A 23784-nucleotide genomic window follows, 5' to 3' on the forward strand; every position below is an offset into this window, starting at 1 on the left:
CCCGCGGGTCGGCCCGCTGACACCCGCCCCCATGACGGCCCCGGCTCAGCGCGCCGGGGCCGTCTCGCGTCCGCGCAGCACGACGACGGCGCTCGCCAGGGCGGTCAGCACCAGGGCCAGGACCATCAGCACCGTCCCCGGCCACCCGTGGGACTCGTGGAACACGCCGCCCAGCCAGCCGAAGAGACTCGAGCCGGCGTAGTACGCGAAGTTGTACAGGGAGGTCGACTGGGCGCGGCCCGTGGGGGCGGCCGTCCCGGACCACGCGGAGGCGACGGCGTGGGCGGCGAAGAACGCGCCCGTCACGAGCACGAGGGCGGGCACCAGCACCGCCGGATGCGGCACCGACGTGAGGGCGACGCCCGCCGCCATGGCCGCCGTCGCGCCGGCCAGGACGGGCAGCCGTCCCACCCGCGCGGCCAGCCGACCCGCGCGCGGCGACGACCACGTGCCCGCGAGATAGGCGAGGAAGACGAGGCCGGCCGCCGTCGGCGTCCAGGAGAACGGCGGGTCGAGCAGGCGGTACCCCACGAAGTTGTACAGCGCCACGAACCCGCCCATCAGCAGCGCCCCCTGCAGGTAGACGGCGACGAGCTCCGGCGAGCGCAGGTGACCGCGCACGATGCGCACGAGCGTCGCCGGGGAGGTGGGCGACGGCGTGAAACGCCGGGCGCGCGGCGTGATCGCCAGGAAGCCGACCGTGCACAGCACCCCGACCACGGTGACGGTCAGCATCCCGCCGCGCCACGAGGACGCCTCCGCGACGGGCAGGGCGAGGAGCCGGCCGGAGAGCCCGCCGAGGGTGGTGCCGGCGATGTAGGTGCCGGCGGCAGCCGCGACCGCGTGCGGGACCACCTCCTCCGCCAGCAGCGCCACGGCGAGTCCCGCGACGCCCCCATGCGCCATGCCCTCGAGCAGGCGCAGGCCCAGCATGGCCTCGAACGTGGGTGCGAGGACGCCCGTGAGCGCGCACACACTGGCGGAGACCATCGAGACCACCATGGCGCGTCGGCGGCCCCACCGGTCCCCGGCCACGGACCACGGCACCACCGACACGGCGAGGCCGAGTGTGCTGGCGGAGACGAGCAGGGCGGCACGGTCCGCGGGGACGCCCAGGTCGTCGCTGACGAGCGGCAGCAGGCCCTGCGGGGAGTAGAGCTGGGCGAACGTGGCCACCCCCGCCAGGAACAGCCCGATCAGCAGCCTGCGGTACGCGGGCTCCCCGGGAGCGGCCGGCGCGGGTCCCGACGACGGGACGGCCGGGGGCCCCGCGCTCGGGGGCGGAGTGGTCGGGGGCACGCCCTCACTGTATCCAGGCTGTCCACTACGATCGGTCGGGTGACTACCTCGACCCCCTCCCTCGACCTGCACGACTCCTTCAAGGCGTACGACGTCCGCGGCATCGTGGGCGAATCCATCACGGCGGAGAGCGTCCGCGCGGTGGGCGCGGCCTTCGTGGACGTGCTGGGCCTGGCCGGTCAGACCGTGCTGGTCGGCGGGGACATGCGCCCCTCCTCGCCCGCGTTCATGACGGCCTTCGCCGAGGGTGCCACGCGCCGCGGCGCCGACGTCGTCACCCTGGGGCTGATCTCCACGGACATGCTCTACTACGCGGCGGGCGTGAAGCAGGCCGCGGGCGTGGTGTTCACCGCCTCGCACAACCCGGCCGAGTACAACGGCATGAAGATGGCCCAGGCCGGCGCCGTGCCGGTCTCCTCGGACACCGGGCTGTTCGAGATCCGCGACGCGGCCCAGGCGTACCTCGACGCCGGTGAGATCCCCGCGGCCGAGACCACCGGCACCGTGACGGAGGAGGACATCCTCCCCGGCTACGCCGCGTACCTGCGCTCGCTCGTGGACCTGACGGGGGTGCGCCGCCTGAAGGTCGTGGTGGACGCGGGCAACGGCATGGCGGGCAAGACCACCCCGGCCGTCCTCGGCGACGCCGAGCTGGCCGCCCTGCCGCTGGAGATCGAGCCGCTCTACTTCGAGCTGGACGGCACCTTCCCGAACCACCCGGCCAATCCGCTGGAGCCGGAGAACCTCCGGGACCTGCAGGCCGCCGTCGTGGAGCACGGCGCGGACATCGGCCTGGCCTTCGACGGCGACGCCGACCGCTGCTTCGTGATCGACGAGCAGGGCGCCCCGGTCTCCCCCTCCGCGATCACCGCCCTCGTGGCCCGCCGCGAGATCGCCCGTGCGCAGGCCGACGGCGAGCAGACCCCCGTGGTCATCCACAACCTGATCACCTCCCGCGCCGTCCCCGAGCTCGTGGCGGCCGACGGGGGCCGGGCCGTGGAGACCCGTGTGGGCCACTCCTTCATCAAGGCGGTCATGGCCGCCGAGTCCGCCGTGTTCGGCGGCGAGCACTCCGCGCACTACTACTTCCGCGACTTCTTCAACGCGGACACCGGCATGCTCGCGGCCATGCACGTGCTGGCAGCCCTGGGCGGCCAGGAGCAGCCGCTGTCCGAGCTGGCCGAGGAGTACGAGCCGTACGTGGCCTCCGGCGAGATCAACTCGCAGGTCGAGGACAAGGACGCCGCCGTGGCCGCGGTGGTGGCGCAGTTCGCCCCCGCCGTGGGCGAGGGCGTCGGCGAGGGCCGGGCCGTGCACGAGGACTTCGCCGGGGTGGCCACCACGGTGACCCGCATGGACGGCACCACGATCGCCGCCCAGGACGGCACGTGGTGGTTCAACCTCCGCCCGTCCAACACGGAGCCGTTCCTGCGCTACAACGGCGAGGCCCGCACGGCCGCCACCATGGAGGCGCTCCGCGACGCCGTGCTGGCGATCGTCCGCGCGGAGCGCTGACCTCGGCGGCTCATCCGGTCTGGGCGAGGACGAGCGGCAGCACCCCCTGCGCGCCGGCCTCGCGCAGCACCCGCGCAGCCTCGGCGAGCGACCACCGCGAGTCGACGAGGTCGTCGACCAGCAGCACGGGGCCGTGGCGGCCGGCGTCCGGGGCGGTGCGCAGCATCTGCGCCATCGCCTCGGGGACGGCGAACCGGCCGTACACGGACCCGAGCCGGTAGGCGCTGTTGCCGCCCGGCCCGGCCGTGGGGCCGCCGCGCGCGTGCTCGAGCGAGCCGAGGAACGGCAGCCGGCCGATCCGGGCGATCCCCTCGGCGAACGACCCCACCAGCTGCGGGCGGGTGCGCGAGGGCATCGCGACGACGGCGATCGGCCGCGTCCGCCACCCCCAGCCGGCCAGGACGTCGACGGCGCCCCGCAGGACCTCCTCCGGCACCGGGGCGTCCTCCCGGTCCAGCAGGTCCCGCAGGACGGTGCCCCACCCGAGGTCCGTCAGGCGGGCGAGCGCGCGACCCTCCTCGGCCTGTGACTCGGGCGCGATGCGCCCCTTGACGGGCACGCCCAACCGGTCCATGCCCGAGGGCCACATGCGACGGGGCTCGATCGGCACACCGGTGCGGCGCAGGGCGGCCTCCGCGCGCTCCCGCGCCGCCCCGTCCGACCCCGTCGGGTACCAGGGGCCGGCGCAGACGTCGCAGCGGCCGCACGGCGCGGCGGTGGGGTCGTCCAGGGTGCGGGCCAGGAACTCCATGCGGCACCGGTCCGTGGTCTGGTAGTCGAGCATGAGCCGCTCCTCGGCCCGGCGCGCCTCGGCCACGCGGGCGTACCGCTCGGCGTCGTACGTCCACTCCCGCCCGGTGGCGCGCCAGCCGCCGCCCACCCGCTCGACCGCCCCGTCCACGGCGAGGACCTTGAGCAGCAGCTCCAGGGTGGTGCGCTTGATCCGCACGGCCGGCTCGAGCGCCGCCACGGAGAGGGCCCCGCCGTGGTCCGCGAGCGCCCCCAGCACGGCGCGCGCCTGCTCCTCGTCCGGCATGGAGGCGGTGGCGAAGTACTCCCAGATGCGACGGTCCTCGGGCCCGGGCAGCAGGAGCACGTCCGCGTGGTCCGTCCCGCGGCCGGCGCGGCCGACCTGCTGGTAGTACGCCACGGGTGAGCCCGGCGCGCCGAAGTGCACCACGAACGTCAGGTCCGGCTTGTCGAAGCCCATGCCGAGCGCCGAGGTGGCCACGACGGCCTTCACCCGGTTGGCCTTGAGGTCCTCCTCGATCTCGGCGCGCCGCTCCGGGTCCGTGCGGCCCGTGTAGGCGACCACCTCGTGCCCCGCCTCGCGCAGGGCGCGCGCCGTGTCCTCGGCGGCGGAGACGGTGAGGGCGTAGACGATCCCGGAGCCCGGCAGGTCCCCGAGGTGGTCGAGGAGCCAGGCCAGGCGCGCGGCCGGGCTGGGCAGGCGCAGCACGCCCAGGCGCAGCGAGGCGCGGGCCAGGGGGCCGCGGAGCACGAACACATCCTGCTCGGAGGCGACGCCGAGCTGCTCCACCACATCCGCCACCACACGGGCGTTGGCCGTGGCGGTGGTGGCCAGCACGGGCACCGCGCGCGGCCCCTCGGCGGGAAGCAGCCCGATCAGGTCCCGGATGCGGCGGTAGTCCGGCCGGAAGTCGTGGCCCCAGTCGGAGATGCAGTGGGCCTCGTCCACCACGAGCAGGCCCATGCGCGCCACGAGGTCCGGCAGCTGCTCGTCCCGGAACCGGGGGTTCGTGAGGCGCTCGGGCGAGATCAGCAGCACGTCCACCTCGTCCGCCGCGAGCCGGGCCCGGACCTCGTCCCACTCCGTGGCGTTCGCCGAGCTCACGGACACCGCGCGCACGCCCGCCCGGGCCGCGGCCGCGACCTGGTCCCGCATGAGCGCGAGCAGCGGGGAGACGATCAGCGTGGGCCCCGCGCCGCGGGCGCGCAGCAGCAGGGAGGCCACGAAGTACACGGCGGACTTGCCCCAGCCGGTGCGCTCCACCACCAGGGCGCGGCGGCGGTGGGCCACGAGCGCCTCGATCGCCTCGAACTGCCCGTCCTTGAATCGCGCGTCCGGCCGGTCCACGAGCCGACGCAGGACGGCCAGGGCCTCCTCGTGCAGCGCGGCGTCGCCCCCCGGTGCGGAGGTCTCGGGGAGGCGGGGGCCGGCGTCGGGGTGCGAGGTGGCGTCCATGGCGTCAGTATGCCAACCGGCCCGGACACCGCAGGCGCGGCGGCGCCGTGCACCGGTGGGATGATGGAGGAATGAAGCTGAGCGCCTACACCGACGTCTGCCTGCGTGTGCTGATGACGCTCGCGGCCGCCGAGGGGGAACGGCTCACCAGCCAGCAGATCGCGGACCGGATCCAGGTGCCCTACAACCACGTGATCAAGGCGGTCGCCGAGCTGCGCCGCCGCGGGACCATCGAGGTGCTGCGCGGTCGGCACGGCGGGGCCATGATCGCCGCGGCCGGTCTGGACCAGCGTGTGGGCGAGCTCGTGCGCTCGCTGAGCAGCCGCGACGAGGTGATCGACTGCGCCGGGCGCGACTCCGGGGTGGCGTGCCCCTACGCCGGCGACTGCCGCCTGCGCGGCGCCCTGCACCGCGCACGCGAGGCCTTCCTCGCCGAGCTCGACACCGTGCGGATCCGGGATCTGGTGAGCGCTGGGCCTGTCGGCGGGCCCGTGCTGCTGGGCCTGCCGGAGATCCCCGTGGCGCACTGACGGAACGGGCCGGGGGCGAGTTCCCGACGGCGACGGCCGGGTGTAATCTGGCAAAATCAGCGCAAGATTCCCCACCGAGGAGACGGAGACCCCCGTGCTGTCCGAGAAGTCCCGCCCCGTCATCGAGGCCACCGCCGCCGTCGTCGCCGAGCACATGCCGGAGATCACGCCCCTGTTCTACGCCCACATGTTCGAGGCCCACCCCGAGCTCCTCGACGGCGTCTTCTCCCGCGCCAACCAGCGCAACGGCGAGCAAGCCCAGGCCCTCGCCGGATCCATCGTGAAGTTCGCGGTGCACCTGCTCGAGAACCCGGGCACCCTGCCCGAGGCCGTCCTGTCCCGCATCGCCCACAAGCACACCGCCCTCGGCATCGTCGAGGAGCAGTACCCGATCGTCTACGAGAACCTCTTCTGGGCCATCGGCGAGGTGCTCGGCGACGCCGTCACCCCCGCGGTGGCCGACGCCTGGACCGAGGTCTACTGGCTCATGGCCGACGCCCTCATCAAGATCGAGAAGGGCCTCTACGCCCAGCAGGCCAACGACAGGATGTGGACGGACTGGAAGGTCGTCGCGAAGGAGCCCACCGGCAACGCGGCCGTCACCTTCCGCTTCGAGCCGGCCGACGACACCCCGCAGACCCGCGGCAAGGCCGGCGGCTACGTGTCCGTACGACTGAAGGTCGAGGACGGCCTGCGCCAGTGCCGCCAGTACTCCCTCTCCGAGAAGGCCGGGTCCGCCACCGAGCGCGTCATCACCGTGAAGCTGGACGAGGGCGGCGAGGTCTCGCCCACGCTCATCCAGAGCGTGGAGGTCGGCGACGTCATCGAGCTGTCCAACCCCTACGGCGACATCACCCTCGAGGACGAGGACTCCACCGCTCCCCTGGTCCTGGCGACCGCCGGCATCGGCATCACCCCGGCCGCGGCGATCCTGGACACCCTCGCCCAGCAGGGCTCGGACCGCCAGGTCCTCTTCTTCCACGGCGACGCGTCCTGGGAGGCGGTGGCCCTGCGCGAACAGGTGACGGAGTCCCTGGCGGCGCTGCCGCACGGTAACGCCCGCCTCTTCCTCGGGGTGCGGCCCGAACAGGACCCCGAGGGCGTCACGACCGTCGAGGGTGTGATGCACTTCGACGACGTCGAACTGCCCCGCGACGGGCACTACATCCTGTGCGGCCCGCTCGCGTTCATGCAGTCCACCCGCTCGAAGCTGATCGACGCCGGCGTGCCCGCGACGTCCATCCGCTACGAGATCTTCGGCCCGGACCTCTGGCTCGCCGCCTGATCCGGCCCCGGAACGCGGAACGGCCCGCACCCCTCACGGGGTGCGGGCCGTTCCGCGTGCGGCGGGGCTCAGGCCTGGGCGAACCGGGCCTTCTGCGCCTCGAAGCGCTCGCGCACGACGGCGGGCAGCGACTCGCCGAACCGGCCGAGCCACTGCTCGATGAGCTCGTTCTCCTCGGCCCACTCCGCGGCGTCGACCTTGAGGGCGTCCTCGAGGTCCTCGGCCGACACCTCGATGCCGGACAGGTCGAGCGAGCCCGCGGCCGGCACGAGACCGATCGGGGTCTCCTCGGCCTCGGCCTTGCCCTCGAGGCGCTCCACGACCCACTTCAGGACGCGCGAGTTCTCGCCGAAGCCGGGCCAGGCGAAGCCGCCGTCGCGGTTGCGGCGGAACCAGTTGACCAGGTAGATGCGCGGCAGCTTCTCCGGATCGGCCTTGCCGGACTCCCTGACCCAGTGGGCCAGGTAGTCGCCGGCGTCGTAGCCGAGGAACGGCAGCATGGCCATCGGGTCGCGACGCACGACGCCCACGGCACCGGCGGCGGCCGCGGTGGTCTCCGAGGAGAGGGTGGCGCCCTTGAGGATGCCGTCCTCCCAGTCGAAGGCCTCGGTCACCAGCGGAACGGTGGTCTTGCGGCGGCCGCCGAACAGGATGGCGTCCAGCTTCACGCCCCGCGGGTCGCGGTACTCGTCGGCCAGCATGTCCGTCTGCTCGATGGGCGTGCAGAACCGGGAGTTCGGGTGGGCGGCCGGGGTGCCGGACTCGGGCGTCCAGTCGTTGCCGCGCCAGTCGGTGAGGTGCTCGGGGACCTCGTCCGTCATGCCCTCCCACCACACGCCGCCGTCGTCGGTGAGGGCGACGTTGGTGAAGATGGAGTTGCCCTTGGAGATCGCGCGCATGGCGTTCGGGTTGGTGGACCACCCGGTGCCGGGGGCGACGCCGAAGTAGCCGGTCTCCGGGTTGATCACGCGGAACTCGCCGTCCTTGCCGGCGCGGATCCAGGTGATGTCGTCGCCCAGGGTCTCGGCCTTCCAGCCCTCGATCGTGGGGTCGATGAGGGCGAGGTTGGTCTTCCCGCAGGCCGACGGGAAGGCGCCGGTGATGTGGTAGGACCGGCCCTCGGGGTTGGTCAGCTTGAGGATCAGCATGTGCTCGGCGAGCCAGGCCTCGTCCCGGGCCATCACGGAGGCGATGCGCAGCGCGTAGCACTTCTTGCCGAGCAGGGCGTTGCCGCCGTAGCCGGAGCCGAAGGACCAGATGGAGCGCTCCTCGGGGAAGTGCACGATCCACTTGGTCTCGTTGCACGGCCACGGCACGTCCTCCTGGCCCGGCTCCAGCGGGGCGCCCACGGAGTGCACGGCCGGCACGTAGAAGGCCTGCTCGCGGGACATCTTGTCCAGCACGTCCTGGCCGATGCGGGCCATGATGCGCATCGACAGGACCACGTAGGCGGAGTCGGTGATCTCCACGCCGTACTTCGGGTCCTCGGCGTCGAGGTGGCCCATCACGAACGGGATCACGTACATGGTGCGGCCGCGCATGGCGCCGGTGAACGCGTCGTCGAGGATGCCGTGCATCTTCGCCGGGTCCATCCAGTTGTTGGTGAAGCCGGCGTCCTCCTCCTTCTCGGAGCAGATGAAGGTGCGGTCCTCCACGCGGGCGACGTCGGCGGGATCGGAGAACGCGGCGAAGGAGTGGGGGAACTTGTCCTCGGCCAGGCGGGTCAGGGTGCCCGCCGCCACGAGCTCGTCCGCGAGGCGGTCGCGCTCCTCCTCGGAGCCGTCGACCCACTGAACGGAGTCCGGCTGCGTCAGCTCTGCGATCTGGGCGACCCACTCGCGCAGCTGGGCGTAGTCCGTGGGCGCGTCCGCCAGGGCGCGATCCGCGAACGAGGTGGTGGCGTTGTCAGCCATGGTCGAGAGTCCTCCCATTGGGGTCCGGGGCCGTTCCGTCCCGTCCACTCCGATGCGTGCACCGCCGAAGCGCGCACCACATCGTTGTGGCCGCACGGTCCTGCCATGCTACCCGAGCGCGGCTATCATGACCGCGCCTCCGCCACACCCCCGCCGCAGACCGCCGATTTGCACTTCGTCAGCGAGGTCCTGTAGTGTTCTACGAGTTCGAGCCACTCCGGCGGATCGGATGATGCGCCCATAGCTCAGCTGGATAGAGCGTCTGTCTACGGAACAGAAGGTCAGGGGTTCGAATCCCTTTGGGCGCACGATCGGAAGGCCCCGCTCCTGCAGGAGCGGGGCCTTCGTCATGTCGGCGCGCTCCTCCGCCATGCGCCCTGCCGCGGAGGTCAGCGCCCCGGCACCACGAAGTGCGTCAGGGCGGCGTCGCGGCCGTCGAGCTCGGCCCACGGCTTCTCCACCCGGAACACCTGCATCCCGAGCGTCGGGTAGTGCTCGCTCATGCGCAGCGCCGCGTCCTGGTCCGAGTCCAGGCTCATCAGCCGCATGCCCAGCTCCTGCACCCACGGCATGTGGCCCACCACCAGCAGCCGTCGCGTGGCCTCCTCCGTCTCGTTGACGACGGCCAGGGCCCGCGCCGCGTCGGCGCCGTACAGCCGCGGGTCCAGGTAGGGCGTGGGTGCCAGCTCGCCCAGGCGCTCGCACACCCACACGCACGTCTGACGGGTGCGCAGCGCATCGGAGCACACGACGGCGTCCGGGACCAGGTCGTGCTCGCGGAGCCAGTCGCCGGCGGCGGGCGCCTGGGCGTGGCCCCGCTCGGCGAGCGGGCGGGCGTGGTCGTCGGCCGCGTCGGGCCAGCCGGCCTTGGCGTGCCGGAGGACGATCAGGGTCTTCGCGTCGGCGGTGCTCATGCGGCCAGGCTACGGCGACGGCCCCCGCTCGGGTGAGCGGGGGCCGTCGTCGGACACGGGCGGGCGCGGGTCAGATGCTGTACTCCGGTGCCGCCCACACGACCACCTCGGGGTGGCGGTAGAAGCGGTAGCCCTGGCCGCGCACGGTGCGCACGGTGTTCGCGAGACGCCCGAGCTTGGCGCGCAGTCGGCGGATGTGCACGTCGATGGTGCGTTCGTTGGGCACCTCGTCGGCGTTGCGCCACAGGGCGTCGAGCAACTCCTCGCGGCCGACGGTGCGCTCGCCGTTCTCCACGAGGTAGTTCAGGAGCTCGAACTCCTTGAAGGTGAGGTTCAGCGACTCGCCGTCCAGCTGCACCTCGCGCCGGGAGAGGTCGATCAGCACACCGGGCTGGCGCGTGGACACGGGGGCCGGCGCCTGTGCCAGGTCGGGACGGGTGCTGCCCTGCACGGTCGGATCGCCGAGCACCTGGCGCACGACCTCGAGGTCGCGGCCCTCCGCGCCGGCGGGGGCCAGGGCGACGGCGGCGTGCGACTCCGCGCCGGGGACGAGGGACTCCACGTAGTGGCGCAGCTCGTTGGCCAGCCGCGTGAGGGAGGTGCCGGCGGCCGAGGCGGCCAGCTCGTCCATGCCCACGTAGATGACGAACCCACGCGCCTCGTTCTCCCGGGCCACCGCCTGGGGGCCCGGAATGCCGTTCGGCGCCAGGACCGGCGTCGGCGCCGTCTGGGAGTCGGGGGCGTCGGTGCCACCGGCCAGGCGCAGGCCTGCACGGGCCTGGCCTCGGCGGGACATGCCGTCGGCCCGGCGCTGCGCATTGCGGACGGAGATGTGCACGTATCCGGCGGACTGACCCATGGCCACCACTCCTCTTTCGGCTCATGGCCCCTCCACCGCTCGGTCGGTGCGGCGGACGAGGCGTCACATGACAAGAATGTGACGTCACCGAGGGGACTGGCAAGTAACGTTCGCGGTTTTGTCTCACTATTTGAGAGAACGAGTCCTGAATGTGCTCAACATCACTATTCGCGGATCGGAATAGCGTTGCGCGGCCGCTCGGCTCGCCCGCATAACTCTTTCATTGTTCGACAGGGCAGGGTGTGCCACAGGACCAGTGCGTATGCGGAATATTTATGCAGGCGACTTCCAGGTTTGCCATGTGACGCCGTGATGACGGGTCACAGCGGGCCTCGACGTCCACTAGATGGACGACACATTCGCGGCTCCGCTTGACGTCCCCGCCGGAGACGCTCCCACGAGACGGCCACGGCCCCCGCCGGGTGGGGGGGGGGCCGTGGCCGTCTCGTGGCGGACGCGGAGGTCCGTTCAGGTCATTCCGCCAGACCGTAGAGGCGGTCGCCGGCGTCGCCGAGGCCGGGGACGATGTAGGACCGCTCGTCCAGGCGCTCGTCGACGGCGGCCAGGTACAGGTCCACCTCGACGTCGCCCAGCGACGCCTCCAACCGCTCGATGCCCTCGGGCGCTCCGAGCAGGCAGAGGCACGTGACCCGCGCCGCGCCGCGCTGGTAGAGGAAGCGGATGGCCTCGATCAGCGTGCCGCCCGTGGCCAGCATGGGGTCCAGGACGAACACGTGACGCCCGGACAGGTCGGCCGGCAGCCGCTCCGCGTAGGTGACGATGTCCAGCGTCTCCTCATTGCGGGCCATGCCGAGGAACCCGACCTCGGCGGACGGCGCCATCTTGGTCATCCCCTCCAGCATCCCGAGCCCCGCGCGCAGGATCGGCACGACCAACGGACGCGGGCGGGCCAGCCGGAAGCCGGTGGTCTCGGTCACCGGGGTCTCGATCCGCACCTCCTCCATGGCCACGTCGCGCGTCGCCTCATAGGCGAGCAGCATCACGAGCTCCTCCGTGAGCTGCCGGAAGATCATGGACGGGGTCTTCTTGTCCCGCAGGACGCTGAGCTTGTGGGCCACGAGCGGGTGGTCGACGATGTGGACGCGCATGGCGCCCACGGTACCGCCCACGCGCGCCCCTCCGCCCGTCCCCGCGCCCGCGGGGGCGCCGACACCGCCGCTAGGCTGGCCGCGTGTCCGCCCCCGTCCCCTCCCCCGCGCCCACGGCCGAGCAGGAGCACGCGTGGATGGGCCTGGCACTCCGGGCCGCCCGCGCGGCCGGAGCGGCCGGCGACGTGCCGATCGGCGCCGCGCTCGTGGCCGGCGACGGGACCGTCCTGGCCGTCGTCGGGAACGAGCGCGAACAGCACCACGACCCCACCGCCCACGCCGAGGTCCTCGCGCTGCGCCGCGGGGCGGAGCTGCGGGCCGCCTCCGGGGCAGGCGACGGCTGGCGCCTGACGGACTGCACCCTCGTGGTGACCCTCGAACCCTGCCCCATGTGCGCCGGCGCGCTGCTGCTGGCCCGCATCCCGCGCGTCGTGTTCGGGGCGTGGGACCCGAAGGCGGGCGCGTGCGGCTCGGTGCTGGATGTGGTCCGCGACCCCCGCTTCAACCACCGGGTGCAGGTCCGCGCCGGCGTCCGCGCCGAGGAGAGCGCGGCGCTGCTGCGGGGGTTCTTCGCGGCACAGCGCGACTGAACGCGCCCGTGCCCGACGACGGCGGGCGACCGGTTTGGGCGCGCCGCCACGGCTCGGGTAGGGTGTCCTGGTCTGGTGACGTGTCCGAGCGGCCGAAGGTGCAGCACTCGAAATGCTGTGTACGGTAACCCCGTACCGTGGGTTCAAATCCCACCGTCACCGCCAGATGTGCAGCCCGGGAGCCTCGTGCTCCCGGGCTTTCGCCATGCCGGGGCAGGTCCGGCCGCCGCCTCAGCGCGGCAGGACGGCGTCCAGGAACGAGGCCACCGCGGACCACGAGATGGTGGCGTGCACGGCGCTGGCCGGCACACCGCTGCGGAGCACCTCCGCGCTGCGGGTCTTCGCGGTCATCATGCCCAGGTCGTGGCCGCCCTCGGCCACCGAGTAGAACGCCGTGCGCAGCCCGGCGGCCTCGGCGGCCCGGTACAGCTCGAGGCTCTGCCCCCACGGCACCGTGACGTCCTTGCGCCCGTGGACGACCAGCAGGGGCGGCGAGTCCGGGCGCAGGTGCGCGATCGGGGAGGCCAGCCGGGTCAGGCCGCCCGAGGCCAGGACCGGCACCCCCAGCATGTCCGACTTGGTGCTGCGGTCGTCGAGGTGGCAGTGCTTCAGCCGGTTCGCGCGGTTGTAGTCCGCGCACGCGCCCGGGAGCATCTGGCGGTTCATCGTCAGGAAGTCCGTGGGGCCGAAGAAGTCCACGATCGCCTGGACGCGGTCCTCCTCCGGGATCGCGTGGCCGCCGTCGGGCACCTCCCGGCCGGGCGGCGTCACCTGCTCCCGGTCCAGGTCCTGTCCGCCCGTGAGGCCGGCCATGAGGGCGTTCCAACCGCCCGACGACGAGCCGGCCACGGCCACCCGCCCCGCGTCCAGCTGCAGGCCCGGGGCGTTGCGCCGCACCCAGCGGACCGCCGCCGTCGCGTCCTCCACCTGGGCGGGGAACGTGCCCTGCTTGGAGCTGCGCACCGAGAACGCGGCGACGGCGTAGCCGTGCGGGACCAGGCCGCGGGCGACGTCGACACCGTCGCTGTAGCCGCGATCGCTGCGCCAGCCGGAGCCCGCGTTCCACACGAGGACCGGGAACGGGCCCTGGCCCGGCGGCCGGTACACGTCGATGCGTCCGGCGCGCCCGGGCAGGGCCGCGTACGTATGGCCGGTGGAGCTGCGCATGCCGTACAGGGCCGTCGCGTTGGCGCCCAGCGGCCCGGCGGGCGCGCCGGCCAGGTCGGTGACGACGGCCACCCCGCCCACCGCGAGGGCGCCGACCCCGAGGCCGAGCGCGGCGCGGCGGGACACCCGCGGGGACCGTGCGGTCGACGTCATGGGCCCCCTTCCGGTGCGGAGCCAGGCACCCCGCCCCGGCGAGCGTAACCGAGCGGCGGGGGCCGACCCCCGTACCGTGTCCGCGGCCGGTGCGATCATGGGGCCATGTCTGTTCGGGTGCTGGCCATCGGCAAGAAGCATGAGGCGTGGGTCGTCGACGGGATCGACCGCTACGAGCGGCGTCTCAAGAGGCCCTACGACCTCTCGTGGCGTCTGCTGCCGCACTCCGCGCGGCAGGAGGAAGCGGCGCGCACGGAGGAGTCGGACCGGATCCTGGGCGCGGTCGGCGCGGACGAGCACCTGATCCTGCTGGACGAGCGGGGGACGGCGTTCGACTCGCCGGGCCTGGCGCGGCACCTGCAGGGCCGGTTCGACGTCGGTGCCCCGGTGACGATGGTGATCGGAGGCGCGTACGGGGTGGACGCCCGGGTCCACGCCCGCGCGGACCGCGTCTGGTCCCTGTCCCCGCTCGTCTTCCCGCACCAGCTCGTGCGGCTGATCCTGGCGGAGCAGGTCTACCGCGCCCAGGAGATCTCCGCCGGCCGACCGTACCACCACGCATGAGCGGGCCCGCGGAGACCGCAGCGGGCACGGCCACGCCCGCGGCCGACGTCGTCCTGGGCCGGTTCACCGAGCCCACGCGCGCCTGGTTCACGGGCGCGTTCGAGGCCCCGACGCCGGCCCAGCTCGGCGCGTGGGACGCGATCTCCTCCGGGCGGCACGCACTGGTGATCGCGCCGACCGGCTCAGGCAAGACCCTCTCCTCCTTCCTCTGGGCGCTCGACTCGTTCGTGCGCGAGCCCGCCGCCGAGGGGACGGCGGCCACCCGCGTCCTCTACGTCTCGCCGCTGAAGGCGCTCGGCGTGGACGTGGAGCGGAACCTGCGGGCCCCGCTGGTGGGCATCACACAGACCGCCGCACACCAGGGCAGGCCCGTGCCGCGCGTGCGGGTGGGTGTGCGCTCCGGGGACACCCCGGCGGCCGAGCGGCGGCGCCTGCAGCAGGATCCGCCGGACATCCTCATCACCACGCCCGAGTCGCTGTACCTCATGCTCACCTCGCAGGCCCGCGCGGCGCTGGCCGGGGTCCGCACGGTGATCGTGGACGAGGTGCACGCCGTGGCCGGGACCAAGCGCGGCGCCCACCTGGCCGTCTCCCTCGAGCGCCTGGACGCCCTGCTGGACACGCCGGTGCAGCGGATCGGCCTGTCCGCCACGGTCGAGCCGGCCGCCGAGGTGGCCCGGTTCCTCGGCGGCACGCAGCCGGTGACGGTGGTGCGGCCCGCCTCGGCCAAGCGCTGGGACCTGACGGTCACGGTGCCGGTGCCGGACCTGACGGACCTCTCCTCCCCCGCCGCAGCCCACGACCTGGGGCCCGGCTCCTCGACGGGCGGGCTCGGCGACGAGGGCGCGGTGACGGGCGGGTCCATCTGGCCGCACGTCGAGGAGCGGATCGTGGACCTGGTGGCCGAGCGGCGTTCCACGCTCGTGTTCGCCAACTCCCGGCGCCTGGCCGAGCGCCTCACCGGTCGGCTCAACGAGATCTGGGAGGCCCGCGCCGAGGCGGCCGCCGCGGCCGAGCACCCGGACGCCGTCCCCGGCTTCCGCACACCGGACCCGACCGGCTTCCACGGACCCGCCCAGGTGGCCGGGCAGACCGGCACCGGATCGGGCACCGTCTCCGACTTCGCCCGCGCCCACCACGGCTCCGTGTCCAAGGAGCAGCGCGCCATCGTGGAGGACGCCCTGAAGACCGGCCAGATCCGCTGCGTCGTGGCCACGAGCTCGCTCGAGCTGGGCATCGACATGGGCGCGGTGGACCAGGTGATCCAGGTCGAGTCGCCGCCCTCGGTGGCCTCCGGTCTGCAGCGCGTGGGCCGCGCCGGCCACCAGGTGGGTGAGGTCTCCCGCGGCGTGTTCTTCCCCAAGCACCGGGGCGACCTCGTGGACACCGCCGTCGTGGCCGAGCGCATGACGGCCGGGCGCATCGAGTCGCTGCGGATCCCCGCCAACCCGCTGGACATCCTCGCCCAGCACACCGTGGCCGCCGTCGCCGTCGCGGACCTGGACGCGCAGGAGTGGTTCGACCTCGTGCGCCGGTCCGCGCCGTTCGCCACGCTGCCGTTCTCCGCCTACGAGTCCGTGCTCGACCTGCTGGCCGGCCGCTACCCCTCGGACGAGTTCGCCGAGCTGCGCCCGCGCATCCTGTGGGACCGGGAGAACGGCACGCTCGCCGCCCGCCCCGGCGCCCAGCGCCTCGCGGTCACCTCGGGCGGCACCATCCCGGACCGCGGCCTGTTCGGGGTGTTCCTGGCCTCCGACGGCGGCGCGCACGGCACCCCCGGCGGCGCGGCGGCCGGGGACACGGCCGAGTCGGCGGGCTCCGCGTCCGCGGGCTCGGCCCGCTCCGGCGGGCGCCGGGTCGGCGAGCTCGACGAGGAGATGGTCTACGAGTCCCGCGTGGGGGACGTCATCCTGCTGGGCGCCACGAGCTGGCGCATCGTGGACATCACCGCGGACCGCGTCCTGGTGCTGCCCGCGTACGGGCAGCCCGGCAAGCTCCCGTTCTGGCGGGGCGACGCCGCGGGCCGGCCGGCGGAGCTGGGCGACGCCGTCGGGCGCTTCCGCCGCGAGCTGGACGCGGACCCCGAGGCCGGCCGCACCCGCCTGGCCGCCGCGGGCCTGGACCCGTGGGCGCAGGACAACCTGCTGGCCTACCTGAAGGACCAGCGCGAGGCCACCGGGGTGCTGCCCACCGAGCAGACGCTCGTGGTGGAGCGGTTCACGGACGAGCTCGGCGACTGGCGCGTGGTGCTGCACTCCCCCTACGGCATGGCGGTGCACGCCCCGTGGGCGCTCGCGGTGGGGGCGCGGCTGGCGCAGCGGTACGGGCTGGAGACCGGCTCGGGCGCGGCGATGGCGGCCGACGACGGGATCGTGCTGCGCATCCCGCTGATGGACGCGGAGCCGCCGGGCGCGGAGCTGTTCGAGTTCACGGCCGAGGAGCTGGACGAGATCGTCACGGCGGAGGTCGGCGGGTCCGCGCTGTTCGCCGCCCGGTTCCGGGAGAACGCGGCCCGGTCCCTGCTGCTGCCGCGCCGTGACCCCGGGCGACGGACCCCCCTGTGGCAGCAGCGGCAGCGGTCCGCGCAGCTGCTGGACGTGGCACGGAAGCACCCGCGGTTCCCCGTGATCCTGGAGACCGTGCGCGAGGTGCTCCAGGACGTCTACGACCTCCCGGCGCTCAAGGAGCTCGCGGGGCGGGTGTCCTCACGGGCCGTCCGGCTCGTGGAGGTCACGACGACGGCACCCTCGCCGTTCAGCCAGTCCATCCTGTTCGGCTACATCGCCCAGTTCATCTACGAGGGCGACTCCCCGCTGGCCGAGCGCCGCGCCGCCGCGCTCTCCCTCGACCCCGCGCTGCTGTCCGAGCTGCTGGGCACGGAGGAGCTGCGCGAGCTGCTCGACGCCGAGGTCATCGCGGAGGTCGAGGCCCAGCTGCAGCGGCTCGCGCCCGACCGGCGCGCCCGCGGGGTCGAGGGCGTGGCGGACCTGCTGCGCCTGCTGGGGCCGCTGTCCGTGGCGGAGGCCGCGCGGCGCACACGGGCCGAGGGGGAGGCGGAGGAGGCCGCGGACGAGGACGCCGTCGCCGGGATGCTGGCGGAGCTCGAGCGCGCCGGCCGCGCGTTCCGCCTGCGCCAGGACGGGGTCGAGCGGTTCGCCGCCGTCGAGGACGCCGCCCGCCTGCGGGACGCGCTCGGCACGCCGATCCCGCACGGAGTGCCCACCGCATTCCTCGATCCGGTCGACGACCCGCTCGGGGACCTCGTGGGCCGCTATGCCCGCACCCACGGCCCCTTCACCGCCGCCGAGGCGGGGGCCGCGCTGGGGCTGGGGGGCGCCGTCGTGCTCTCGGTGCTGCAGCGTCTGGCCACCGAGCGCCGCGTGAGCACGGGCGCGTTCCGGCCGGAGGGCACCCCCGGGGCCACCGGCCTGGACGCCGAGTGGTGCGACGCCGAGGTGCTGCGGCGGATCCGCATGCGCTCCCTCGCCGCGCTGCGCGCCGAGGTCGAGCCGGTGGACCAGGCCGCCTACGCCCGCTTCCTCGCCGACTGGCAGCACCTGCGGCCGCGGACGGGGCGCGACGGGGCCTGGCGGCCGCCGGCCACGCTCGAGGGCGTGGACGGGGTGGCCACCGTCCTGGACCAGCTGGCCGGCACGCCCCTGCCCGCGAGCGCGTGGGAGTCCCTCGTGCTGCCCGCCCGTGTGCGGGACTACGCCCCCGCCCTGCTCGACGAGCTGCTGGCCACGGGCGAGTACGTGTGGTCGGGCGTCGGGGAGGCCACCGGCAACGACGGCTGGGTGGCCCTGCACCCCGCCGACGCCGTGGACCTCACGCTGCGCCTGCCCGAGCCCGCCGAGGAGACGCCCGCCGACGCCGCCCTGCGCGCGGCCGTGCTCGAGGTGCTCGCCGGCGGCGGGGCCTGGTTCTTCCCCCAGCTCGTGGAGCGGGTGCGGGCGGTGCAGGCCGCGGCCGGCGACGGCGGCACGGGGGCTGCGGGCGGGGCGGTCGGCCCCGACCCGCACCGCGACCCGGCCGACCTGGCCCGCGGACCCGCGGTGCTGGCCGCGCTGTGGGGCCTGGTGTGGGACGGCCGGGTCGGCAACGACACGTTCGCCCCCGTCCGCGGCCTGCTCTCGCTCGGCAAGACCGCGCACCGCACCGGGCGGCAGACGCCGCGGGCCCGCACCGCGCGGACGGGCGGGGCCGCGGGGGCGGCGGCCGGGCGCGGGCTCGGCGGGCGGCTGGCCGGGGTGCGCGGGCGTGGCCGGTACGCGGGGCTCGCCTCGCCCGAGGGCGGCGCCCGGGGCTCGGCCGGTCTCACGGCGGGGACCGTCGGGCTCTCGGCCGCCGAGCAGGCCCGCTCGGCCGGCCGCTGGTCCCTGCTGCCCGCCGCCGAGCAGGACCCCACGATCCGCGCCCACGCCACCGCCGAGCTGCTGCTGGACCGGTACGGCGTGATCACGCGCGGCTCCGTGGTGGCCGAGGAGGTCCCCGGCGGCTTCGCGGGGCAGTACCGGCTGCTCACCCGGATGGAGGACGCGGGCCAGGTGCGCCGCGGCCACTTCGTCGACGGGCTGGGCGGCGCGCAGTTCTCCACCGGCGCGGTCGTGGATCGGCTGCGTGGGTTCCAGCGGGACGAGGAGGACGCCGCCGTCGACGCCGCTCCGCTCGCCCTCGCCCTGGCCGCGACGGATCCGGCGAACCCCTACGGCGCCGCGCTGGACTGGCCGTCCGTGCCGGCCGGGCGGGACGGCGTCGTGCCCACGGGCCATCGCCCGGGCCGGAAGGCGGGCGCCGTCGTCGTGCTGATCGCGGGGCGGCTGGCCCTCTACATGGAGCGTGGCGGGCGCACGCTGCTCGCGTTCACGGAGGAGCCGGGCGAGCTGCGGGCCGCGGCGGAGGCGCTCGTGTGGGCGCTGCGGACCGGCCGGACCGAGCGGCTGAGCCTGGAGAAGGTCAACGGCGGGCCCGTGCTCGGCACGCCGCTGGCCGAGGCGCTGCTGGCCGCGGGGTTCTACTCGAGCCCGTCGGGCATCCGGTTCCGGAACTGAGAACTCGTGTCCGTCTGTCCGTCCGCAACGCGGGTTGAGTTGTCACGGGTCCCGCCGTCGAACACCCGCGACAACCCAACCCGCGTTGCCCGGGGTGGCCCTGTCGCGGAGGCGGGGCCCGGGGGTAGGTTCGGCCCATGAGCATCGACGCCGCCCCGCCCGAGGACGTGGGCACCGCCCCCACGGGCACGTCCCCCGCCCCCGAGGCCCTCGAGGACTCCCTGCCGCATCCCTCAGACCCCTCCGTCACCCCGTTCCTCCTGTTCGAGGGTGACGCCGGTGCGGCCATGGACGCCTACCTCACCGCGTTCGTGGAGCACCTGCCGGTCACCGAGGTCCGCCGGGACCTCTTCGACGACTCCTCCCCGCGCGGCGCCGAATGGGCGGGCAAGGTCCTGCACGGCGAGCTCGAGATCGCCGGCCAGCGGCTGCGCTTCTTCGACTCCTTCACCCCGCACGGGTTCACATTCACCCCGGCCATCAGCCTGTTCGTCGAGCTGCCGGACGCCACCGCGGTGGACGCGGTCCACGACGCGCTCCTCGCCGGCGGTGGCCGTGACTGCATGCCGCCCGACGACTACGGCTTCTCCCGCCGCTTCGCGTGGGTCGGGGACCGCTTCGGCGTGACCTGGCAGCTCAACGCGGCCTGAGCCGGTGACGGCCCGTGCCTGAAGGCGACTCCCTCGTCCGCGTCGCGCATCGGCTCCGCCCCGTGCTCGAGGGCCGGCCCCTGACGCACGCGGATCTGCGCGTGCCCCGCCACGCCACCGCGGACCTGACCGGCTGGACGGTGGCCGAGGTCCTGCCGCGCGCCAAGTACCTGCTGATGCGGCTGACCCCGCCCGCGGCCCGCCCCGGGGCCCGGCCGCTCACCCTGATCTCGCACCTGAAGATGGAGGGGCGCTGGCTCGTCTCCGCCCTCGACGCGCGGTGGGGTGCCCCCGCCTGGCAGGTGCGGGCGGTGCTGGAGACGGCGGAGCACCGCGTGCTCGGCGCCCAGCTGGGCCTGCTCACCCTCGTGCCCACCGCCGACGAGGCCGCCGTCCTCGGCCACCTCGGCCCCGACCTGCTGGACCCGGCCTGGGACACGCCCGACGACGGCGCCGCGCTGCTCGCCGAGGGCATGCGGCGGCTCACGGCCCGGCCCGAGCGGCCGGTCGGCCTGGCCCTGCTCGACCAGCGGCTCGTCTCCGGGATCGGCAACATCTACCGCTGCGAGACCCTCCTGCTGGCCGGCATCGACCCGCACCGGCCGATCGGCGAGGTCGAGGACGTCGCCGGACTCGTGCTGCTCGCCCGGGACCTCCTGCGCGCCAACGTCCCGCCCGCCGCCCCCGCCGCGGGCGCCCGGCGCCGGACCACGGGCGTGCGTCCGAACCCGGCGCGACCCTTCGGGGTCGAGGTGCTGGTCCCGGCCGGTCCGTCACCCGACACGGCACCCGGCCGGACGCCCGGCGCGCGTGGCGGGGGGACGCCGTCGTACTGGGTCTACGGGCACGACCGCACCCCGTGCCTGCGCTGCCGCGGCCCCGTCCGCCAGGAGGACTACGGCTCCCCCGAGGACGACGCGCGGCGGCTGTGGTGGTGTCCGCACTGCCAGCGCTGACCCGGACGCGCCCGAACGGTGGCCGCGTGTCCTCCCCGCTCCCTACGCTGAACCCGCCCCGACCCGAGGAGGAGCCATGGCCGACCCGTTCCCGAAGGACCCGGAGGGCGCCGTCGTCGCGCTCGTGCTGGCCGGCGGCACCGGCGGCCGCCTCATGCCGCTCACCGCGGCCCGCGCCAAGCCGATGGTGCCGCTGGCGGGCCAGTACCGGCTGATCGACGTCGTCCTGTCCAACCTGGCCCACTCGCGCCTGCGGGACGTGTGGGTCGTGGAGCAGTACCGCCCCTTCACGCTCAACCAGCACCTGGCCGGCGGCCGGCCGTGGGATCTCGACGGCACCCGCCACGGCCTGCGGCTCCTGCCCCCCGCGCAGGGCCGCGCCGAGGAGGGCTTCGCCCGCGGCAACGGCCACGCGATCGCCCAGCAGCTGCCCCTGCTGGAGCAGTTCGGCGCCGAGACCGTCGTCGTGCTCTCCGCCGACCACCTGTACCAGCTGGACCTGCGCCCCGTGCTGGCCGAGCACACCCGCTCCGGCGCCGAGCTCACCGTGATCACCACCGAGACGGACGAGGACCCCTCGCGCTTCGGGGTCGTGCAGGTGGACGACGACGGCGCCGTCACCGACTACGCCTACAAGCCGGAGGACCCGGCGGGCACACTCGTGGCCACCGAGGTGTTCGTGTTCGACGTCGCCGCGCTCTCCGAGGTGGTCGGCGACCTCGTGGCGGGCGAGGACGAGGCGGCCACCAAGGACGAGGGCGAGACCAATGAGGACGGCGACCCCGTGGGCTCCTCCCTCGGCGACTACGGGGAGAGCATCATCCCGGCGTTCGTGGCGCGGGGACGCGTGCGGGAGCACCGCCTCGTCGGGTACTGGCGGGACATCGGCACCCTGGACGCGTACGTCCGCGCCCACCGGGAGATCCTCGACGGCACCGGCCTGGACCTCGCCGCCGAGGGCTGGCCGCTGATCACCAACCCCCACCAGGCGCCGCCGGCGTGGGTGGCCCCGGACGCCCGCGTCTCCGGCTCGCTGCTCAGCCCGGGGTGCCGGATCGCGGGCGAGGTATCGGACAGCGTGGTCGGCCCCGGGGTGGTCGTGGCGGCCGGCGCCACGGTGCGCGGCAGCCTCCTGCTCGGCGACTGCGAGGTCCCCGCGGGCGCGGTGCTGGACACCGTGGTGGTCGACGTCGGCGGGGCGGTCCCGGCGCACGAGGTGACGGGGCGCGCCGCGCCGGCCGAGGAGGTCGTGGTGCTCACCCCGCAGGACCGCGGCCCGGCCGAGGACGAGACCACCGGCTCCGGCCGGCCCGGCCGGTCGGACTGAGCGGCGCCGGTCGGACGCAGCCGCGCCGGGCTGGGAGGATGGACCCGTGGCCGTCCCCTCTCCCCTCCCCCCGCGCAACGGCGTCAACGCCACGCGCCTGCGCCTGCCCACCTCCGGCTGGCCCACCGCGCAGGACTACGTGCTCCACCGGTTCGTTCACGTGGACCCGGAGGGCATCCGCGCGCGCTTCGCCCGCGGCGAGGTCGTGGCGGCGGACGGCACCGCACTGACGCCGACGACGCCGCTGGGCGTGCACGACGACCTCTGGTACTACCGGGACGTCCCCGACGAGGCCCCGCTGCCCGTGACGCACACGCTCCTGCACCGCGACGAGCACCTCGTGGTCATCCACAAGCCGCACTTCCTGCCCACCACCCCGGGTGGCCGCTTCGTCCAGGAGACCGCGCTGGTGCGGCTGCGCAACGAGCTCGGCCTCGATGACCTCGTGCCCCTGCACCGGCTCGACCGGGCGACGGCCGGCGTCGTGATGTTCTCCGCGAACCCGGCCACCCGCGGCGCCTACCACCTGCTCTTCGAGCGGCGTGCCGTGGCCAAGACCTACGAGGCCGTGGCGCTCCTGCCGGACGCCCCCGACGACGGCGCCCGCGGCCCCGGCGCCCCGACCGACCCCATCCTGGGGCGGTTCCCGCTGACGGTGCGCAGCCGGATCCGCAAGGACAAGGGGGTCCTGCGCTCCGTGGTGGAGGAGATCCCCGCGGCGGCCTCCGGGCGGCGCGCGGGCGCCCCCGTCCGGACCCGGCGCTCGAACCGGCCCCACGCCGGGGCGAACGCGGAGTCCCGCGTGGAGCTGCTGGGCGTCGGCGTCTCCGCCGGGACGCTGGCCGGCCGGCGGGTGGCGCACCTGCGGCTCACCCCGCGCACGGGGCGCACCCACCAGCTGCGCATCCACCTGGCCGCCCTGGGCCTGGGCATCGCGTTCGACCCGTTCTACCCGGACCTGCTCGACCTCGCCCCGGACGACGTCGCACGGCCCCTGCAGCTGCTCTCCCGGTCGCTGCGCTTCACGGACCCGGTGACGGGCGAGGAGCGGGAGTTCACCTCCCCCGCCCAGCTGCAGGAGCGACCGCGGTGACGGGCGGGGACCCGGCCGCCCTGATGGACGCGCTCGGAGCGTGGTTCCACCCGCTCACCGCGCTGCTCGTGGCCCTGGACGCCCCGATCCCGCCCGTCCCGTCGGAGGTGGTGGTCATCGGCTCGGGGGCGCTCGTAGCCGAGGGCCGGGTCTCCCCCGTGGCCGCGGTGCTGGCGGCGTGGCTGGGCTGCTGGGCCGGGGACGTCGGCCTCTACGCGCTGTTCCGCCACGGCCTCGCCGACCGCCTGGACCGCTGGGCGTGGTGGCGTCGGATCCACCGGGGGATCCGGAGCCTGCTGGTGCGGGTGGGCCCGGCGGGCAGCCTGGCGGGGCTGTCCGTGCTGCGGTTCGTCTCGGGCGGACGGACGGCGTCGATGGCGGCGGCCGGGATCGGCGGGATCCGCTGGCCCGTGTTCCTGTGGCTGTCCGGGGCGGGCTCGCTCGCGTGGTCCTCGTCCATGGTGGGGCTCGGCTGGATCACCGGCCGGGCCACCGGCCTGCCGTGGTGGGCGTCCGCGGTGGTCGGCATGGTGTTCGGTACCCTTGCAGGGTTGATGATCGCGGGGATCATGGCCCACCGTCGCCGGGGCCGGAAGGGGTGAG

At 74.7% G+C, this 23784-nt stretch carries 18 protein-coding genes and 2 tRNA genes; 13 read left to right on the forward strand and 7 right to left on the reverse strand.

Annotated elements, in window-relative coordinates; all coding sequences use genetic code 11:
- Positions 1 to 45: 45 nt before the first annotated feature.
- Positions 46 to 1197 carry an MFS transporter gene (locus tag G6R13_RS08380; protein WP_275898400.1) on the reverse strand — a complete coding sequence of 384 codons (1152 nt, stop codon included), beginning with the start codon at positions 1195 to 1197 and terminating at the stop codon, positions 46 to 48.
- Between the two features lie 141 nt (positions 1198 to 1338).
- On the opposite strand from G6R13_RS08380, the gene G6R13_RS08385 reads away from it, so the two are divergent.
- The gene (locus G6R13_RS08385; RefSeq protein ID WP_163721405.1) at positions 1339 to 2814 is read left to right on the forward strand and encodes a phosphomannomutase/phosphoglucomutase; all 1476 of its coding nucleotides are present in this window, start codon (positions 1339 to 1341) and stop codon (positions 2812 to 2814) included.
- Between the two features lie 10 nt (positions 2815 to 2824).
- On the opposite strand, the gene G6R13_RS08390 is transcribed toward G6R13_RS08385, so the two are convergent.
- Positions 2825 to 5020 carry a RecQ family ATP-dependent DNA helicase gene (locus tag G6R13_RS08390; protein WP_163721406.1) on the reverse strand — a complete coding sequence of 732 codons (2196 nt, stop codon included), beginning with the start codon at positions 5018 to 5020 and terminating at the stop codon, positions 2825 to 2827.
- Between the two features lie 71 nt (positions 5021 to 5091).
- Between G6R13_RS08390 and G6R13_RS08395 the strand changes: the two genes are divergently transcribed.
- Both G6R13_RS08395 and G6R13_RS08400 read left to right on the forward strand, forming a co-directional pair.
- Positions 5092 to 5550, forward strand: a complete 459-nt coding sequence (locus G6R13_RS08395; RefSeq protein WP_002858036.1) for an Rrf2 family transcriptional regulator — start codon at positions 5092 to 5094, stop codon at positions 5548 to 5550.
- Positions 5551 to 5644: 94 nt separating this feature from the next.
- Positions 5645 to 6835 carry a globin domain-containing protein gene (locus G6R13_RS08400; RefSeq protein ID WP_163721408.1) on the forward strand — a complete coding sequence of 397 codons (1191 nt, stop codon included), beginning with the start codon at positions 5645 to 5647 and terminating at the stop codon, positions 6833 to 6835.
- Positions 6836 to 6903: 68 nt separating this feature from the next.
- Here the strand turns inward: G6R13_RS08400 and G6R13_RS08405 are convergent, their stop codons facing one another.
- Positions 6904 to 8748 carry a phosphoenolpyruvate carboxykinase (GTP) gene (locus tag G6R13_RS08405; protein ID WP_163721410.1) on the reverse strand — a complete coding sequence of 615 codons (1845 nt, stop codon included), beginning with the start codon at positions 8746 to 8748 and terminating at the stop codon, positions 6904 to 6906.
- Between the two features lie 234 nt (positions 8749 to 8982).
- Here G6R13_RS08405 and G6R13_RS08410 point away from each other — a divergent pair.
- A tRNA-Arg gene (locus G6R13_RS08410) sits at positions 8983 to 9056 on the forward strand.
- A gap of 81 nt (positions 9057 to 9137) precedes the next feature.
- Here G6R13_RS08410 and G6R13_RS08415 read toward each other — a convergent pair.
- The 3 genes from G6R13_RS08415 to upp form a co-directional block, all read right to left on the reverse strand.
- Positions 9138 to 9662, reverse strand: coding sequence for a histidine phosphatase family protein (locus G6R13_RS08415; protein ID WP_049160846.1), 525 nt, complete (start codon positions 9660 to 9662; stop codon positions 9138 to 9140).
- A gap of 70 nt (positions 9663 to 9732) precedes the next feature.
- Positions 9733 to 10521: a winged helix-turn-helix domain-containing protein gene (locus G6R13_RS08420; protein ID WP_002854132.1), complete on the reverse strand. Its 789-nt coding sequence runs from the start codon at positions 10519 to 10521 to the stop codon at positions 9733 to 9735.
- A 473-nt stretch (positions 10522 to 10994) separates the two neighbouring features.
- The gene (gene upp, locus G6R13_RS08425; protein ID WP_010079486.1) at positions 10995 to 11630 is read right to left on the reverse strand and encodes a uracil phosphoribosyltransferase; all 636 of its coding nucleotides are present in this window, start codon (positions 11628 to 11630) and stop codon (positions 10995 to 10997) included.
- Positions 11631 to 11713: 83 nt separating this feature from the next.
- On the opposite strand from upp, the gene G6R13_RS08430 reads away from it, so the two are divergent.
- Both G6R13_RS08430 and G6R13_RS08435 read left to right on the forward strand, forming a co-directional pair.
- Positions 11714 to 12220: a nucleoside deaminase gene (locus G6R13_RS08430; RefSeq protein ID WP_145032445.1), complete on the forward strand. Its 507-nt coding sequence runs from the start codon at positions 11714 to 11716 to the stop codon at positions 12218 to 12220.
- Positions 12221 to 12294: 74 nt separating this feature from the next.
- Positions 12295 to 12385, forward strand: a tRNA-Ser gene (locus G6R13_RS08435).
- 66 nt (positions 12386 to 12451) lie between these two features.
- Here the strand turns inward: G6R13_RS08435 and G6R13_RS08440 are convergent.
- A complete protein-coding gene (locus G6R13_RS08440; protein WP_036383691.1) occupies positions 12452 to 13540 on the reverse strand; it encodes an alpha/beta hydrolase in 1089 nt (362 codons plus the stop codon).
- Between the two features lie 105 nt (positions 13541 to 13645).
- Here G6R13_RS08440 and G6R13_RS08445 point away from each other — a divergent pair, with 105 nt between their 5' ends.
- The 7 genes from G6R13_RS08445 (at position 13646) to G6R13_RS08475 (ending at position 23783) form a co-directional block, all read left to right on the forward strand.
- The gene (locus G6R13_RS08445) at positions 13646 to 14104 is read left to right on the forward strand and encodes a 23S rRNA (pseudouridine(1915)-N(3))-methyltransferase RlmH (RefSeq protein ID WP_174233347.1); all 459 of its coding nucleotides are present in this window, start codon (positions 13646 to 13648) and stop codon (positions 14102 to 14104) included.
- Positions 14101 to 19155 (forward strand): ATP-dependent helicase, encoded by a 5055-nt coding sequence (locus tag G6R13_RS08450; protein WP_163721412.1) that lies wholly within the window; start codon positions 14101 to 14103, stop codon positions 19153 to 19155. Before G6R13_RS08445 ends, G6R13_RS08450 begins: the two co-directional genes overlap by 4 nt.
- Positions 19156 to 19292: 137 nt before the next feature.
- On the forward strand, positions 19293 to 19805 hold the full coding sequence (locus tag G6R13_RS08455; protein WP_061867523.1) for a VOC family protein: 513 nt from the start codon (positions 19293 to 19295) through the stop codon (positions 19803 to 19805).
- A gap of 14 nt (positions 19806 to 19819) precedes the next feature.
- Positions 19820 to 20761 carry a DNA-formamidopyrimidine glycosylase family protein gene (locus G6R13_RS08460; protein WP_041102847.1) on the forward strand — a complete coding sequence of 314 codons (942 nt, stop codon included), beginning with the start codon at positions 19820 to 19822 and terminating at the stop codon, positions 20759 to 20761.
- Between the two features lie 76 nt (positions 20762 to 20837).
- Positions 20838 to 22088, forward strand: coding sequence for a sugar phosphate nucleotidyltransferase (locus tag G6R13_RS08465; protein ID WP_163721414.1), 1251 nt, complete (start codon positions 20838 to 20840; stop codon positions 22086 to 22088).
- Between the two features lie 46 nt (positions 22089 to 22134).
- Entirely contained in the window at positions 22135 to 23181 is a 1047-nt protein-coding gene (locus G6R13_RS08470) for a pseudouridine synthase (RefSeq protein WP_163721416.1), read from the forward strand.
- On the forward strand, positions 23178 to 23783 hold the full coding sequence (locus G6R13_RS08475) for a VTT domain-containing protein (RefSeq protein WP_049145112.1): 606 nt from the start codon (positions 23178 to 23180) through the stop codon (positions 23781 to 23783). Before G6R13_RS08470 ends, G6R13_RS08475 begins: the two co-directional genes overlap by 4 nt.
- Position 23784 lies beyond the last annotated feature (1 nt).

The sequence above is a fragment of the Micrococcus sp. Alg238-R198 genome (genome assembly GCF_900537135.1).
Lineage (GTDB): Bacteria > Actinomycetota > Actinomycetes > Actinomycetales > Micrococcaceae > Micrococcus > Micrococcus luteus.